We start from the raw sequence: 13,976 nt of genomic DNA, 5'->3' as shown, positions 1-13,976 counted from the left end.
CGTTATCCAATCGGCAGAGCCATTATGATGGCGTCTTCACGTCCCTCTGCGGTGGGGTAGTAGTTACGGCGGATTGTCGCCTCATTAAAGCCTAAGCTTTCATAGAGCGCGATGGCGGCGACGTTCGATGCGCGCACTTCCAGCCACAGGGTGAAAACGTCACGGGTTTCGAGCTCACGGATGAGGTGCTCAAGCAGTTCTCTTCCCAGCCCACGACGCTGAAACGCAGGATCAACCGCGATATTAAACAGCGTCGCTTCATCAAGAACAACCTGCGTAATCGCGAAGGCGGCCATGGTGCCGTCAACGTCCAGGCGGTAATTCAGATACCGCTCGCCCTGATTGCTGGCGAAGGTTTTTTCGCTCCACGGAAACGCGTGGGCGCGTGTTTCAATCGCAAACGCTGTGGTCAGGTCAGGCGTCGTGAGGGAAGAAATCGTGTTCATATTCGCAGATTTGTTGCCATAGCGCGCAACGCGCTTTTGGGTTGGCTTTCAGTTCGTCCAGCGCTGGCGAGCAGATCTGGCTCCCCTGTAGGGGGATTTCGTTTGTCTCTCCGATACGCCAGCTGTTACAGCGGCAATCAGGAGGAAGCATCGCGACCCGTTCTGGCGTCAGCTGTAAAACCTGGTCGGCCGTCAGCTTCAGGCAGCGAAGGACATCACCGATCAGGGGTTCGTTCAGGGCAGGCAGTTCTTCCGCCACCATCACCAGGCGAACGTGCGCCGGGATGGAGATGGCGATTTCGCCCTGCAACGCCGTCGGGCGACGCAAAGCCCACTGGGTGATGCCCAGTTGCTGCAACTGCCAGTCTCGTCGGGATGTCATAGGGAAAACTCCTGTCTCTCAGGCGCGCAAATATAGCAAATGTGTCGAAAGTGCGCCATCTACCTACTATAATCCCCGCCTGAGTTTATTGAGGAACAATTCATGTCTGCATTTACCCCGGCAAGTGAAGTCTTGCTGCGTCACAGTGATGATTTCGAAGAAAGCCGTATTCTGTTTGCCGGAGATATGCAGGATGACCTGCCCGCACGTTTCGAATGTGCTGAAAGCCGTGCCCACACCCAATATTATCACCACTGGCAGGTCCTGAGCCGCCAGATGGGCGAGCGCGCGCGCTTTAGCCTGGTGGCGGAGCAGAGCGATATCGCCGACTGCGATACGCTGATTTACTACTGGCCGAAGAATAAACCGGAAGCCCAGTTCCAGCTGATGAACCTGCTCTCCCTGCTGCCGGTCGGCTGCGATATTTTTGTGGTGGGTGAGAACCGCAGCGGCGTGCGTAGCGCTGAACAGATGTTGGAAGGCTACGCGCCGCTGAATAAAGTCGACAGCGCTCGCCGCTGTGGTCTGTACCATGGCCGTCTGGAAAAACAGACTTCGTTTGATGCACAAGCTTACTGGGACGAGTACCAGCTTGACGGTCTGACCATCAAAACCCTGCCGGGCGTGTTCAGCCGTGACGCGCTGGATACGGGTAGCAAACTGCTGCTCTCCACCCTGACGCCGCACACCAAAGGCAAAGTGCTGGACGTGGGCTGTGGCGCGGGGGTACTTTCAACAGTTCTTGCCAGCCATTCGCCAAAAGTGCGTTTAACCCTGTGTGATGTGAGCGCGCCAGCGGTAGAAGCCAGTCGCGCAACGCTTGCCGCAAACGGAATCGAAGGCGAAGTGATTGCCAGTAACGTCTTCTCCGACATTACGGGTCGTTTCGACATGATTATCTCCAACCCGCCGTTCCATGATGGCATGGAGACCAGCCTTGAAGCCGCGCAAACGCTGATCCGTGGCGCAGTTCGTCACCTTAACAGCGGTGGAGAGCTGCGCATCGTGGCTAACGCCTTCCTGGCGTACCCGAAAGTGCTGGACGAAACCTTCGGCTTCCATGAAGTGATCGCTCAGACCGGTCGCTTTAAGGTTTACCGCACCGTGATGACGCGTCAGGCCAAAAAATAATCTCTAATCCTGTAGGCCGGAGAAGCGCAAGCGCTATCCGGCTCCACATGGCATCACCATCGGCCATTTTTCCAGCAATCAAGGTGTCGCGCGCACTTTTCTGTTGACGTAAAGCTGAAAACATCTAGAATGCGCCTCCGTGGTTACGATACTTTTACAGTATCGATGGTATGCGAAGGTGGCGGAATTGGTAGACGCGCTAGCTTCAGGTGTTAGTGTCCTTACGGATGTGGGGGTTCGAGTCCCCCCCCTCGCACCATAAATCACGTTGATATTGCTCGCACTGGGCGAAGGTGGCGGAATTGGTAGACGCGCTAGCTTCAGGTGTTAGTGTCCTTAGGATGTGGGGGTTCGAGTCCCCCCCCTCGCACCAACGAGGCGATATCAAAAATAGTAAGATGACTGTGCGAAGGTGGCGGAATTGGTAGACGCGCTAGCTTCAGGTGTTAGTGTCCTTACGGATGTGGGGGTTCGAGTCCCCCCCCTCGCACCAATTATCTTACAGCCCTTCTGAAGTTCTTCTTTTTTTCTGTTATTTCAAACTCATCAGTATCACCAGAATTCCACTAACCAGTGCAACGCACGATGGCAGTAGAACAAAGTGGCGTAACTGCTTATGCCATATCATTCCTGACGTGACTAATAATCCTGACACAATGATGGCTTTCCAGACATTGATGGAGAGATCGGCAAACATCAAACCGCCGAGAATCACTCCCGGCAGTAATACACCCCAACCACTTCCCAGCGCTCTGTTCAACATGACTCGCCCTCTCACATTGATAATGATAACCAATATCATATGAAATAAATTATCATTTGTCAGCATAGCGAATCAAAAACCATCGACCTTTACCTTTCCCATAATGACAGGAATTGCCTAAGGTGATAAATTGCACACCTGTTAATTACACCTAAAGATTTTCTGATAATTATTCTTTGAGTTTTTTACTTTTTTAATTGCGACACCACACCTATTTATTTGTTTTAATTAAATTTTAATAAAAACGTACTACTATGACATCACAATCCTGGCGGTCTTTGGTTCACAGAAAATATCAATTATCGTTACGTTTATTTTTATTCCTGAACGCAACATCAGCCGTGTTCTCGGTAACAAATCCACTTAATTCTGTGCGCGTGTTCTCTTTCCCTCTGATTGCTATTTTCTCCATCAGCACTGGCCTGCTCGCCTGGCACTGGAAGAAGAGGACACGGAAGATCAATATTCCTGTTATTTCAGGGATTTTCGGTATTTTGTGGGCCTGGCAAATTGTCTCAAAATTTTCACTAATTACTCACGACCATATGACGTATTTGATAATAGCGCTATTAACGGTGCTTTTTATCGGTACGCTGGCATTTGCCAGTAATATTGTGGCATTCATACTGCACTCATTACCCACCTTTATTGTCTGCCTGTGGTTAGGTAACCACGATATATGGCTGAGAATAGCCTATTCTTTCGCACTTCCTGTGGTGGCAATTGCTATTCATAACATTTTGCAAAGACGTAACGATCGCTTTGCTCAGGAGCTGCTCTCTCGCTTACTGGAAGAACGGGAAACCCTCACCGATCTCAGCATGATGGATCCCCTTACCGGACTCTATAATCGTCGCGGCCTGCAAAGCCGTCTGGAGAACTTGCCAGCGGTTGAGAACGGCGAACACTTTGTCCTGCTGATGGATATCGACCACTTCAAAGCCTATAACGACCACTACGGCCATATGATGGGCGACCAGGCATTGAAACGTGTCTCTGCGGCAATTCGCGACGCCGTGCGTTCTCGCGATATTGTGGCGCGTTTTGGCGGGGAGGAGTTTATGGTGCTGCTGACCAATATTTCACTCGAACATGCCCGCCAGACGGCAGAGCGGATCCGTCAGAAAGTCTACGATTTGAAAATCCCGCATCTGTTCAACGAAAGCGTTGCGACAAATGTCACCATCAGCATTGGTATTGCTATTTTCGAGGATGAAGACGTGGAAGGCGCGCTGGAAAAAGCGGACAAAGCTCTCTACGAAGCCAAGCATATGGGACGCAATAATATTCTGCTTAGTGAAGGCCTTCAGTCGGCTTAAGCACGAGGTCGTTTAACCAGGACAAAAGTCTTGCCATTGGTTTGAGCAATAGTTAGGATTGGCAATCATTATCATTTAGATTTCTATCCATACTATGGCCACTCAGACCGCACACATTGCTGAACCACTCCTCTGGCGAGCCCCCCTCGCCAGCGGGAATGCTTCGCTTGCGGATGCCATACGGGATAAGATTGCGAAAACTCGTGCTCATCTGCTGGACTTTATCCGGCTTGATGAAGCGCACCCGCAGCACGCCATGACGCTTGCTGAGTGGCGGCAACCAGCCCAACTGCAATCATTGCTGGCCACCTATTCCGACCATATCTATCGTCATCAACCCACCCTTAAGCGGGAAAATAAACCCCTGCTCTCTCTCTGGGCGCAGTGGTATATCGGGCTGATGGTGCCTCCCCTCATGCTGGCGCTGTTAACGCAAAAGAGCATGCTGGAACTCTCGCCGGATAATTTCCATGTCGAGTTTCACGAAACCGGGCGTGCAGCCTGTTTCTGGATTGATCTCCACGAAGACCAGGCCGCAGAGCCACTTTCTGCTCAGGAGCGTATGGAGCAGCTTATCACTCAGGCTCTGATTCCGGTGGTTAATGCCCTTGAAGAGACGGGTGAGATTAACGGGAAACTTATCTGGAATAATACCGGGTATTTAATCCACTGGTATTTAACGGAAATGAAGCCTCTGCTTGGTGATGAGATCGTTGATGCCCTGCGTCAGTCCTGTTTCTTTGCAAAACAACTTTCTGATGGCAGTGAAAACCCGTTATTCCGTTCCGTAGTTCTCCGTGACGGACTTCTGGTTCGTCGCACCTGCTGCCAGCGCTATCGCCTGCCGGACGTTAAGCAGTGCGGGGATTGCACGCTGAAATAGTGCACTGAATTGCCCGGTGGCGCTTCGCTTACCGGGCCTACAAAAACCTCAACTCGTAGGCCGGGTAAGGCGTAGCCGCCACCCGGCACAACGCTTTTAAGCCACCTGCTGATTTTCCTCTTCCGCGTTACGCTGCGCTTCCTCGGCTTCCTGCTCCAGCAGCTGCTTCTCGTAAACTTTGAAGAACGGGAAGTAGATTATTGCTGATACGCAGGCCAGAACAACGACCAGAATGGCTGCGCGGAAATCCCAGCCAAGGGCCCATGCGGCGCCAATCGGAGCGGGTGCTGTCCAGGGCACGACTGAAATGACACGGCCAATCAGATCAAATGACATCGCCGCCCAGGCCAGCACGGCGTTCACCATGGGTGCCAACAGGAACGGAATAAAGAACACTGGGTTCATCACAATCGGCGTACCGAAAATGACAGGTTCGTTAATGTTAAAGAAGCTTGGTACCACGCTCAAACGCCCAATAGAGCGTAAATGTGCTGAACGACTGCGCAGATAGCAAATCACCAGCCCCATTGTGGCTCCTGACCCACCAATCACGATAAAGAACGTCCAGAATGCTTCCATAAAAATATGCGGCAGAGGCTGACTGGCAGCCAGCGCAGTCTGGTTAGCCCCCAGGTTAGTCAACCAGAACATCTGTAACATCCCGGAGACAATGGCGGCTCCGTGGATCCCGGCGAACCAGAGCAAATGACCAATCAACACAGCTAACAGAATCGCAGGCAGCGAGTCCGCAGCAGAAACCAAAGGCTTAAAGACTGACATAATCGCCTGCGGGATCAGCATGTCAAACTGAGACTGAATAATCAGGCTCAGCGGATAGAGCGTCAACACCACAACCAGCACCGGGATCAGCAGGTCGAAAGAGTTTTTGATCATCGGGGGAACCTGGTCTGGCAGGCGAATACCAATGTTATGCGCTTTAAGGAAACGCATCATCTCAACGCAGTAAATAGCCACCAGAATCGCGGTAAAGATGCCCGTCCCGCCCAGGCTGTCCACAGGAAGTGTGCCTTTGGTTTTAGGTGCTGCGACCAGGAGAAACGCCATCAGCGACAGCATGGCGCACATAAATGGGTCTAACTGATGCGATTTGACATAGTGTTTGCCAAGGTTATAGGCAATGGCCGCACAGATATAAATGGACATAATACCCATTGTCATATCAAACGGCGTCAGGATCTGGCCTTCAAATTGCTTCGCCATATCCAACCAGGCGCGCGCAAAACCCCAAGTGGTATCAGGCGAAAACGGTGGGTAAGCGAACACTAACAAAAATGAGCCCACAATCATAAATGGCATCGCGGAGATGAATCCATCACGAATAGCCATGACATGACGCTGGGAAGAGATGCGCCCGGCAATTGGGCTAACGTAATTTTCAACAAAACGGAATATCAGGTTAAACGCAGCATGGTTGGCAGACATGGCAGATCTCCTGTCAGACGTTTGTTACGGGCACATTCGTGCCACACGTTGTTCCATAAATCAGCTTCACAACCTTGCTGGCTTGTGTACCAGCGGTACTGCTCAGACTAAATGGTTTCATAATTTGCTCTTATTATTGGATACAGGGAACGTTACGTACTCAGTATTAATCTACGCACCACGCTCTGCAACCGGTTACTGTAACCGGTTTCTGTGATTGTGAAGATGATCCAGAAATCAGCTATATGGGGTATTTGTTACTTAAGAGATATTTACAGAGCATAAATTCTTATGACAGATTACGCAGGATATTTGTCAGGAGGAAACAATGAGTTTGCAGTCTGTACAGCAGTTTTTTGCCGACAACGCTCCGGATATAGACGTTATTGAATTGAGTCAGAGTACCGCTACCGTTGCACTCGCTGCAGCCGCCCATCGCGTTGAGCCGGGACAAATTGCTAAAACCCTGTCATTGAAGGTGAAAAACGAGGTGATTCTGGTGGTAGCGAAAGGCGATGCGCGCCTGGATAACAAAAAGCTAAAAGACACCTTTGGTGCAAAAGCACGCATGCTCAGCAGTGATGAAGTAGTGACCATAACAGGTCATCCTGTTGGTGGTGTTTGTCCGTTCGGGCTGGAAAACCCGCTTGCGGTTTACTGCGATATTTCCTTAAAGCAGTACGCTGAAGTACTCCCTGCCGCTGGCGCGATCCACAGTGCCGTACGTATTTCACCTGACAGGATGGCAGAGCTAACATCTGCAAAATGGGTTGATGTATGCATCTGATTGATGCGCCAGAGAGTATCTGGCGCACAAGGCAGGTTATAAAAATGTGGGTTTGCTGAGTGCAGGATTAAGCGGTTCTCGTGCCGGGAGATGCGTAAGAATATCCGCTGCATCAAGCAGCCCTACGTCAGAACTCACTCCCAACTTCACCATCGCATTAAACTTATGTGCCCGGATAGTTTTAATATTGCGTTCAAGCTGTGCGGCGATTTCGGGAATGGAATACCCGCAAGACATATAACGCAAAATGGCCCGCTCCGTGGGGCTTAACATCCTGTTTTGACTCCGATACCAGTGGTTCAGCATATTGTCATTGATGCGCAGCGTTTCACCCAACAACACCACGAGCTCCTTCTGCAAGTGCTCAAGTGTTAAGGATTTACTGACCACTCCGTGAAGACGTGAAGGTGATAGATGGCTAATTAACCGTGCTTCCATCTCATCAGACGCCAGAATAATGCGTTGAATATGGCTATGGGTAAATGCGAGATCCCGCACGTGCGCCAGGCAATTACGACGCTCTTCTCGCGCATCGGAAAGTGAATAGATCAGCGAAAAAAAATTGGTCTGATGAAGTGCCTTCTTAAAGCCCTCAAATCCACTAAATAAGTGCAACTGATAATGGTTAAGGGTGGGCATAGCAAAAAGATGCTGTAGCCCAACAGCACTCATTGAACAATTTTCGATAATGGCGATGTGTCTTGTTGAATCGGTTTTTTCCATTCCTCGAACTCTCCATAGGCTGAGATTAAACTCAGCTCTCTCATTCCCTGTGTACTACTGATCCAGGCATACATATCGGCGTTAGACCGCAACGACAGCCGTCGCATCGCACTGTTTTTCTGCGCACTTATCGTTTTATTGCTCTTCTTGAGCAAGGTGGCAATTTGATTAATCCCCCATCCCTTACCTAACAAACGTAATACTTTGCGTTCAGAGTGCGTGAGCGCAATAACGTGTTCATCTTCAACACTCTGAGGTTCTGGTATTAATAACGTCTGGCTTATCCGTTCAGCACGCTCACTCCCGGCCCGGATGGCATTAATCACGCCGTCGATGGGTTCCATATCGGAAAGCAGCGTGCTTTCTGGTCGCATAAGCAACTCAACCGCTATCGGGTACAGCGGTCGGGAGACTAAGAAGATCCAGTGTATTTCACGGTATTGGTTCAATAAGCTGTAGTACTCTTCGAGCGAGCCCCGGGGGTTTCTGTATTCACCTGAAATATCGGCAATAATTACATCTGCACTGCGTAACTGAAGCAGCGTTAGCTCCTGCAGTGAGCGGCAAAAGGTCAATTCAAAATCGGGGAAGTGACGTGCCATAACGCCTGCAAACCCTTTTTGCATCACGGGTATCCGGCTTATGACTACGCAATGTTTACCATGTAATGACAACATAGACCCTCCGTGTCCATTTTTCATTTGATGAGTAACGTTAATACGCATCAACGTAATAAGTATTTTCGTCCCTGAGTGTAAAACAGATTAATACAAGCAGAAGATGAGATATGTTTCTGATTTAAGAAATGCCTAAAACAGAGATAATATCTCATAAAGTGCAAGAAAATTTAATTACGGACTCATTAAAATATCGACAATATAAATTTAGAATAACTAAATACAAATATTTTATGTTACCGTATTAATAATTCACCATTGTTATGAATTAAAGCGAAAACCCTTTCACAATACAGGTTGCAACTGTTTGCATAAATCTTGATCTGACCCACAGCAAGGGGTACCGCACTTTGTGTTAAAAGTAAGCATCACGGGCCAAACCGCTAACATCCATTTTCTCTTCAGGACAATACATGCAGGCAGATCGGTCAACGCAGCGTGCTATCACGCGGCTATGTATTCAGTGCGGTCTTTTTCTGCTCCAGCACGGTGCGGAAAGCGCGCTGGTTGAGGAACTCTCAACACGGCTGGGGCTGGCGTTAGGTATGGATAGCGTTGAAAGCGCGATCTCTTCAAACGCCATTGTGCTGACCACGATCAAAGATGGTCAATGCCTGACCTCCACCCGCAAAAACCACGACCGTGGTATTAACATGCACGTCGTCACCGAAGTGCAACATATCGTCATTCTTGCTGAGCATAAGCTGCTCGACCACAATGAGATTAAAAAAAAATTCAACCAAATAAAGCCATTGCGTTACCCACGCTGGCTCGTTGTGCTCATGGTTGGGCTGTCGTGTGCCTGTTTTTGTAAGCTCAATAAAGGCGGCTGGGATGGCGCAATCATTACATTTTTCGCCAGCAGCATCGCGATGTATGTCCGCCAGTTACTGACACACCGGCAAATGCACCCACAAATCAATTTCTGTATTACCGCTTTTGTCGCCACCACGGTGTCTGGTTTACTGCTGCGCCTGCCGCAGTTTGTTAACACCCCCACTGTTGCCATGGCCGCCAGTGTGCTTCTGCTGGTCCCGGGGTTCCCGTTGATTAACGCTGTCGCCGATATGTTTAAAGGGCACATCAATACCGGTCTGGCACGTTGGGCTATCGCCAGCCTGCTGACGCTGGCGACCTGTATTGGCGTCGTCATGGCCATGACTCTCTGGGGGTTACGCGGATGGGCGTGATAGATTTTCTGCTGGCACTGGTACAGGACATGCTTCTGGCCGCCATTCCTGCCGTTGGCTTTGCGATGGTCTTTAATGTTCCGCAACGTGCTCTCCCGTGGTGTGCCCTGCTGGGTGCGATTGGTCATGGGTCACGGATGATCATGATGACGGCAGGTTTTAACATCGAATGGTCGACATTTATGGCGTCTATGCTGGTCGGTAGCATAGGCATTCAGTGGTCGCGCTGGTATCTGGCGCATCCCAAAGTGTTCACCGTTGCCGCCGTTATCCCGATGTTCCCGGGCATATCTGCCTACACGGCAATGATTTCCGCAGTAAAAATCAGCCATTTTGGCTACACCGAGCCACAGATGATCCTCCTTCTGAGCAACTTCCTTAAGGCCTCTTCCATTGTCGGTGCACTCTCTATCGGGCTGTCGATCCCGGGACTGTGGCTGTACCGCAAACGCCCACGCGTTTGATATTTGTGTTATTTCGCTGCCATGGGGATAATCGTCCAGGTCCGTTTGGTGAAAATAAGGAAAGATTGTGGCTAACCCAGGCAGCGAACACCCCGCACACAATGAAGAATCCAGCCTGAAAGAGAAAATTTTTCAGAGCGCGATCGCGCTTTTCGCCGAATATGGTTTGAACGGTGCCCGCATGGAGCAAATTGCGGAGAAAGCAGGCACGACCAAGCGCATGGTGGTTTACCATTTCAAGAACAAAGAAAATCTCTACCTTCTCGTCCTGGAGCATGTTTACACCCAAATCCGCGCCAGTGAGAAAGCACTGAGCCTGGCGGGAATGCCACCGGTAGAAGCGCTGGTCAACCTGGTTGAAGCTACCTTTGACTATCATGCCGATCACCCGGATTACATCCGCATTATCTGCATGGAAAACATGCAGCGTGGTCGCTTTATGCAGCAGTCGAGCTATCTGCGCCAGGTCAACCGTAGCGCGCTCGATCTGCTGGAAGCGATCCTGGACCGGGGTAAAGAAAAGCAGCTATTCAACCAGACAGTTGACGCCCGCGATCTCCACCGTCTGATAAGCAGTTTCAGCTTTCACTACGTCGCCAACAGCTACACCTTCACATTGCTGTTTGAAGATGGGGCGGATGAACAGGCTCAGCGCCAGCACTACCGCAAAATGGCCGTTCAGGTGGCACTCCGCTATACCTGCCCATAAAATTGCTTGCAATTAAATCGCGCACTATCTATATTCATTCCATGAACACGAAAACGAACGACACCACCGCTGCGCTCCTGCTGGATAACCAGCTCTGCTTTGCTCTCTACTCGGCAAATCTGGCGCTTAACAAGCTGTACCGGCAACTGCTGGCGCCGCTGAACCTGACTTACCCGCAATACCTGGTGATGCTGGTGCTCTGGGAGCAGGACGACATGACGGTGTCGGACATTGGTGAGCGGCTGTTCCTTGACTCTGCCACCCTGACACCGCTGTTAAAACGTCTGGAAAGCGCCGGGCTGATAAAACGCCAGCGCTCGCGTAAAGACGAACGTCAGGTGGCCGTCACGCTGAGCGACGAGGGACGTGCACTGCAGCAGCAGGCACTAAATATCCCCCATGCGGTGGGTTGCGCAGCGCAATGTGATACTGACACGATGCTGGCGCTGAAGCAGCAGCTTGAACTTTTGCGACACCAGTTACACCACGCGTAAGGCTATACTTTACGCGTATTTATTTAAACATATATATCGCACACTATTTAATAGCGCACTTAAATATAAAATGAGGAACCTGCCATGTCTTTAGAAAAAGTCGTTTATACCGCCAAAGCAAAAGCAACCGGAGGTCGTGACGGTCGTGCCACCTCTTCTGATGGTGTCCTGGACGTGAAACTGGGCGTGCCAAAAGAGATGGGTGGCATGGGGGGAGAAGTGACGAACCCTGAGCAGCTGTTTGCTGCCGGTTACTCTGCCTGCTTCCTGGGCGCGATGAAGTTTGTCGCCGCACGCGACAAATTTACCCTGCCAAAAGAGGCCTTTATTGAAGGCGAAGTGGGTATTGGCCCGCTGCCAACCGGCTTTGGTATCGAAGCAAAACTGAACATCCATGTTGAAGGCATGGATCCTGCGGAAGCCAAAAAGCTGGTCGATGCCGCCCACATCGTTTGCCCGTACTCTAACGCGACCCGCGGCAACATCGACGTGACCCTGAATATCATCGCATGATAAATGCCTGATGGCGCTGCGCTTATCAGGTCTACGGTTGTAGCCCTATAAGCGCATCGCCACCGGGGAAATCCCCTCCATCCCCTCATCCTCTCTGTGCTACCATAAGCTCATATCACGCCCGTAGTCATCAGTAGAGTAAGCGTTATGTCCTCCAGAATTCTGACCACCAGCATTGCTGGCATTGATGCCTTTATGCACGACCCACGCGGTGTGTTGACCCACGCCGAAGGCGGCACGGTTGCGGTTTTTGCCGACAATGCACCGGCATTTTACGCCATCACACCGGAACGTCTGGCACAGCTCCTGGAGATCGAAGCGCAATTATCACGCCCGGCGAGCGATATCATGCTGGATAACCAGTTCTTTGATGAGCCGGTTAACGCCCCGATGAGCGTTCCGATGGGAAAATTTGCCCTCTATGCGGGCTGGCAACCTGATGCCGATTTTCAGCGGCAGGCCGCGCTGTGGGGGATTGCGTTAACACAACCCGCCACCGCTGAAGAGCTGGCCGCGTTTACGGCCTGGTGGCAGGCAGAAGGTAAAGTCTTCACCCATATTCAGTGGCAGCAAAAGCTCGCGCGCCATCTTCAAATCACCCGCGCCAGCAATAATGGCCAGCCAAAACGCGATATCAACGCGTTTTCAGAACCGGATAAACAGATCCCTAACGGATTCCGAGGTGCGAAATGAAGAACGTCGGCGACCTGATGAAACGTCTGCAAAAAATGATGCCTGCCAACGTGAAGCCCGCTTTCACCACGGGTGAAGAACTGCTGGCGTGGCAAAAAGAGCAAGGAGAGATCCGCGCCGCCGCGCTCGCCCGTGAAAATCGGGCGATGAAAATGCAGCGCACCTTTAACCGTTCAGGTATTCGTCCCCTGCATCAGAACTGCTCATTTGATAATTATAAAGTTGAGACCAACGGGCAGATGAACGCGCTTGCCGCCGCCCGTCAGTATGTGGATGAATTCGATGGTAATATTGCCAGCTTCATCTTTAGCGGCAAACCTGGCACCGGAAAAAATCACCTCGCTGCCGCTATCTGCAACGAACTGCTCCTGCGCGGGAAATCGGTGCTCATCATCACCGTGGCCGATATCATGTCCGCGATGAAAGACACCTTCAGCAACCGCGAAACCAGCGAAGAACAACTGCTGAACGACCTGAGTAACGTCGATTTACTGGTCATCGACGAGATTGGCGTGCAGACGGAATCCCGTTATGAAAAGGTGATCATTAACCAGATTGTCGACCGCCGTTCCTCGTCAAAACGACCTACCGGTATGCTGACAAACCACAATATCGACGAGATGACCCGCTTACTGGGTGAACGCGTTATGGATCGCATGAAGCTGGGTAACAGCCTGTATGTCATCTTCGACTGGGAAAGTTACCGTAGCCGCGTCACCGGAAAAGAGTATTAAGATAGTTCCAGGAATCTATGGTGAGAAGGCGGTATATACTGGAATCACTTCCGGCCCAAAACGGACCTTTTTGAGAAATTTACGATGAAAAAACAGATTATTATCAGCACGCTGTTAGGCACCCTGTTGGTTACCGGCGCAGTGCAAGCGGCGTCCTGGCAGGATTCTCTGTCAAGCGCAGCAAACGAACTGACCAAAGAGAGCAGCAGCACTCAGGGCGGGCTGTCCGCATCTTCTCTCACCAGCCTGCTGGGTAACAGCTCCCAGAGCCTGAGTGCGGGTACAATGAACAACGCGGCGGGCATTCTGGAATATTGCGCGAAGCAAAAGCTGGCCTCCGTGACCGACGCGCAAAATGTCAAAAACCAGGTGCTGGGCAAGCTGGGTCTGGATACCCAGGAGCAGAAAGCGGATACCAACTACATGGACGGTATTCAGGGTCTGCTTAACGCGAAAAACGGCCAGCAGCTTAACCTGAGCACCATCGGCAACTCTTCTCTGGCCAAACAGGTGAAAACCAAAGCCTGCGATCTGGTGCTGAAACAAGGCGTTAATTTCATCTCCTGATCCATCCCATTTTCTGCCACAACACGCCGCGTTTAATGCGATAGTCTTGCAACGCGGC

Annotated in this window: 18 protein-coding genes and 3 tRNA genes; 15 read left to right on the top strand and 6 right to left on the bottom strand. The window is 50.9% G+C overall.

All coding sequences use genetic code 11. From position 1 onward, the window contains the following. Positions 1-2: 2 nt before the first annotated feature. Positions 3-446 carry a ribosomal protein S18-alanine N-acetyltransferase gene (rimI, locus tag JGF26_RS14620; RefSeq protein ID WP_023334424.1) on the bottom strand — a complete coding sequence of 148 codons (444 nt, stop codon included), beginning with the start codon at positions 444-446 and terminating at the stop codon, positions 3-5. Further along, positions 415-828 carry a DNA polymerase III subunit psi gene (locus JGF26_RS14615; RefSeq protein ID WP_134708261.1) on the bottom strand — a complete coding sequence of 138 codons (414 nt, stop codon included), beginning with the start codon at positions 826-828 and terminating at the stop codon, positions 415-417. Before JGF26_RS14615 ends, rimI begins: the two co-directional genes overlap by 32 nt. Before the next feature lie 102 nt (positions 829-930). Between JGF26_RS14615 and rsmC the strand changes: the two genes are divergently transcribed. From rsmC to JGF26_RS14595, 4 genes are all read left to right on the top strand, one after another. Next, complete coding sequence (rsmC, locus tag JGF26_RS14610) at positions 931-1,959, top strand: 16S rRNA (guanine(1207)-N(2))-methyltransferase RsmC (RefSeq protein WP_028016587.1); 1,029 nt, start codon at positions 931-933, stop codon at positions 1,957-1,959. 172 nt (positions 1,960-2,131) lie between these two features. Then, a tRNA-Leu gene (locus JGF26_RS14605) sits at positions 2,132-2,218 on the top strand. 28 nt (positions 2,219-2,246) lie between these two features. Continuing rightward, positions 2,247-2,332 (top strand) — tRNA-Leu (locus JGF26_RS14600). A 33-nt stretch (positions 2,333-2,365) separates the two neighbouring features. Continuing rightward, positions 2,366-2,452: transfer RNA gene (locus JGF26_RS14595), tRNA-Leu, on the top strand. Positions 2,453-2,491: 39 nt separating this feature from the next. Here the strand turns inward: JGF26_RS14595 and JGF26_RS14590 are convergent. Next, entirely contained in the window at positions 2,492-2,761 is a 270-nt protein-coding gene (locus JGF26_RS14590) for a DUF1435 domain-containing protein (RefSeq protein ID WP_203250369.1), read from the bottom strand. 215 nt (positions 2,762-2,976) lie between these two features. On the opposite strand from JGF26_RS14590, the gene JGF26_RS14585 reads away from it, so the two are divergent. Together JGF26_RS14585 and fhuF are read left to right on the top strand one after the other, a co-directional pair. Next, a complete protein-coding gene (locus tag JGF26_RS14585; protein WP_028016585.1) occupies positions 2,977-4,041 on the top strand; it encodes a GGDEF domain-containing protein in 1,065 nt (354 codons plus the stop codon). 94 nt (positions 4,042-4,135) lie between these two features. Further along, positions 4,136-4,924: a siderophore-iron reductase FhuF gene (fhuF, locus tag JGF26_RS14580; protein WP_108089529.1), complete on the top strand. Its 789-nt coding sequence runs from the start codon at positions 4,136-4,138 to the stop codon at positions 4,922-4,924. A gap of 96 nt (positions 4,925-5,020) precedes the next feature. Here the strand turns inward: fhuF and JGF26_RS14575 are convergent, their stop codons facing one another. Then, complete coding sequence (locus JGF26_RS14575; RefSeq protein ID WP_028016583.1) at positions 5,021-6,367, bottom strand: PTS sugar transporter subunit IIC; 1,347 nt, start codon at positions 6,365-6,367, stop codon at positions 5,021-5,023. 328 nt (positions 6,368-6,695) lie between these two features. On the opposite strand from JGF26_RS14575, the gene JGF26_RS14570 reads away from it, so the two are divergent. Then, positions 6,696-7,154: a YbaK/EbsC family protein gene (locus JGF26_RS14570; protein WP_008502085.1), complete on the top strand. Its 459-nt coding sequence runs from the start codon at positions 6,696-6,698 to the stop codon at positions 7,152-7,154. A gap of 36 nt (positions 7,155-7,190) precedes the next feature. Here JGF26_RS14570 and bglJ read toward each other — a convergent pair whose 3' ends face one another. Together bglJ and JGF26_RS14560 are read right to left on the bottom strand one after the other, a co-directional pair. Continuing rightward, positions 7,191-7,826 carry a DNA-binding transcriptional activator BglJ gene (gene bglJ, locus JGF26_RS14565; protein WP_049007394.1) on the bottom strand — a complete coding sequence of 212 codons (636 nt, stop codon included), beginning with the start codon at positions 7,824-7,826 and terminating at the stop codon, positions 7,191-7,193. Further along, a complete protein-coding gene (locus JGF26_RS14560) occupies positions 7,823-8,554 on the bottom strand; it encodes a LuxR C-terminal-related transcriptional regulator (protein WP_028016581.1) in 732 nt (243 codons plus the stop codon). The genes bglJ and JGF26_RS14560 overlap by 4 nt, the downstream gene beginning before the upstream one ends. A gap of 413 nt (positions 8,555-8,967) precedes the next feature. Between JGF26_RS14560 and JGF26_RS14555 the strand changes: the two genes are divergently transcribed. From JGF26_RS14555 to JGF26_RS14520, 8 genes are all read left to right on the top strand, one after another. Next, entirely contained in the window at positions 8,968-9,744 is a 777-nt protein-coding gene (locus JGF26_RS14555) for a threonine/serine exporter ThrE family protein (protein WP_134708260.1), read from the top strand. Beyond that, a complete protein-coding gene (locus JGF26_RS14550) occupies positions 9,735-10,208 on the top strand; it encodes a threonine/serine exporter (protein ID WP_108089527.1) in 474 nt (157 codons plus the stop codon). The genes JGF26_RS14555 and JGF26_RS14550 overlap by 10 nt, the downstream gene beginning before the upstream one ends. A 67-nt stretch (positions 10,209-10,275) precedes the next feature. Then, complete coding sequence (locus JGF26_RS14545; protein ID WP_028016578.1) at positions 10,276-10,917, top strand: TetR family transcriptional regulator; 642 nt, start codon at positions 10,276-10,278, stop codon at positions 10,915-10,917. 41 nt (positions 10,918-10,958) lie between these two features. Continuing rightward, a complete protein-coding gene (locus JGF26_RS14540; protein WP_108089611.1) occupies positions 10,959-11,411 on the top strand; it encodes a MarR family transcriptional regulator in 453 nt (150 codons plus the stop codon). An 84-nt stretch (positions 11,412-11,495) separates the two neighbouring features. Beyond that, on the top strand, positions 11,496-11,924 hold the full coding sequence (locus JGF26_RS14535) for an organic hydroperoxide resistance protein (RefSeq protein ID WP_013095463.1): 429 nt from the start codon (positions 11,496-11,498) through the stop codon (positions 11,922-11,924). Positions 11,925-12,071: 147 nt separating this feature from the next. Beyond that, the gene (gene dnaT, locus JGF26_RS14530; RefSeq protein WP_134708259.1) at positions 12,072-12,617 is read left to right on the top strand and encodes a primosomal protein DnaT; all 546 of its coding nucleotides are present in this window, start codon (positions 12,072-12,074) and stop codon (positions 12,615-12,617) included. Further along, positions 12,614-13,351, top strand: coding sequence for a DNA replication protein DnaC (dnaC, locus tag JGF26_RS14525; RefSeq protein ID WP_023334409.1), 738 nt, complete (start codon positions 12,614-12,616; stop codon positions 13,349-13,351). The genes dnaT and dnaC overlap by 4 nt, the downstream gene beginning before the upstream one ends. 84 nt (positions 13,352-13,435) lie before the next feature. Further along, complete coding sequence (locus JGF26_RS14520; RefSeq protein WP_049007398.1) at positions 13,436-13,918, top strand: DUF2501 domain-containing protein; 483 nt, start codon at positions 13,436-13,438, stop codon at positions 13,916-13,918. Positions 13,919-13,976: the final 58 nt, after the last annotated feature.

Source organism: Enterobacter sp. E1, assembly GCF_016809815.1.
In the GTDB taxonomy this organism is placed as follows: Bacteria; Pseudomonadota; Gammaproteobacteria; order Enterobacterales; family Enterobacteriaceae; genus Enterobacter; species Enterobacter adelaidei.
Note: the sequence above shows the minus strand (reverse complement) of the source record. Positions and strands in the feature narration are given on the sequence as shown.

Excerpts from the sequence above, each read along its gene's own strand:
- rimI (WP_023334424.1), bottom strand. The coding sequence starts at position 446 with ATGAACACGATTTCTTCCCTCACGACGCCTGACCTGACCACAGCGTTT.
- JGF26_RS14615 (WP_134708261.1), bottom strand. The coding sequence starts at position 828 with ATGACATCCCGACGAGACTGGCAGTTGCAGCAACTGGGCATCACCCAG.
- rsmC (WP_028016587.1), top strand. The coding sequence starts at position 931 with ATGTCTGCATTTACCCCGGCAAGTGAAGTCTTGCTGCGTCACAGTGAT.
- JGF26_RS14590 (WP_203250369.1), bottom strand. The coding sequence starts at position 2,761 with ATGATATTGGTTATCATTATCAATGTGAGAGGGCGAGTCATGTTGAAC.
- JGF26_RS14585 (WP_028016585.1), top strand. The coding sequence starts at position 2,977 with ATGACATCACAATCCTGGCGGTCTTTGGTTCACAGAAAATATCAATTA.
- fhuF (WP_108089529.1), top strand. The coding sequence starts at position 4,136 with ATGGCCACTCAGACCGCACACATTGCTGAACCACTCCTCTGGCGAGCC.
- JGF26_RS14575 (WP_028016583.1), bottom strand. The coding sequence starts at position 6,367 with ATGTCTGCCAACCATGCTGCGTTTAACCTGATATTCCGTTTTGTTGAA.
- JGF26_RS14570 (WP_008502085.1), top strand. The coding sequence starts at position 6,696 with ATGAGTTTGCAGTCTGTACAGCAGTTTTTTGCCGACAACGCTCCGGAT.
- bglJ (WP_049007394.1), bottom strand. The coding sequence starts at position 7,826 with ATGAGTGCTGTTGGGCTACAGCATCTTTTTGCTATGCCCACCCTTAAC.
- JGF26_RS14560 (WP_028016581.1), bottom strand. The coding sequence starts at position 8,554 with ATGTTGTCATTACATGGTAAACATTGCGTAGTCATAAGCCGGATACCC.
- JGF26_RS14555 (WP_134708260.1), top strand. The coding sequence starts at position 8,968 with ATGCAGGCAGATCGGTCAACGCAGCGTGCTATCACGCGGCTATGTATT.
- JGF26_RS14550 (WP_108089527.1), top strand. The coding sequence starts at position 9,735 with ATGGGCGTGATAGATTTTCTGCTGGCACTGGTACAGGACATGCTTCTG.
- JGF26_RS14540 (WP_108089611.1), top strand. The coding sequence starts at position 10,959 with ATGAACACGAAAACGAACGACACCACCGCTGCGCTCCTGCTGGATAAC.
- JGF26_RS14535 (WP_013095463.1), top strand. The coding sequence starts at position 11,496 with ATGTCTTTAGAAAAAGTCGTTTATACCGCCAAAGCAAAAGCAACCGGA.
- dnaT (WP_134708259.1), top strand. The coding sequence starts at position 12,072 with ATGTCCTCCAGAATTCTGACCACCAGCATTGCTGGCATTGATGCCTTT.
- dnaC (WP_023334409.1), top strand. The coding sequence starts at position 12,614 with ATGAAGAACGTCGGCGACCTGATGAAACGTCTGCAAAAAATGATGCCT.
- JGF26_RS14520 (WP_049007398.1), top strand. The coding sequence starts at position 13,436 with ATGAAAAAACAGATTATTATCAGCACGCTGTTAGGCACCCTGTTGGTT.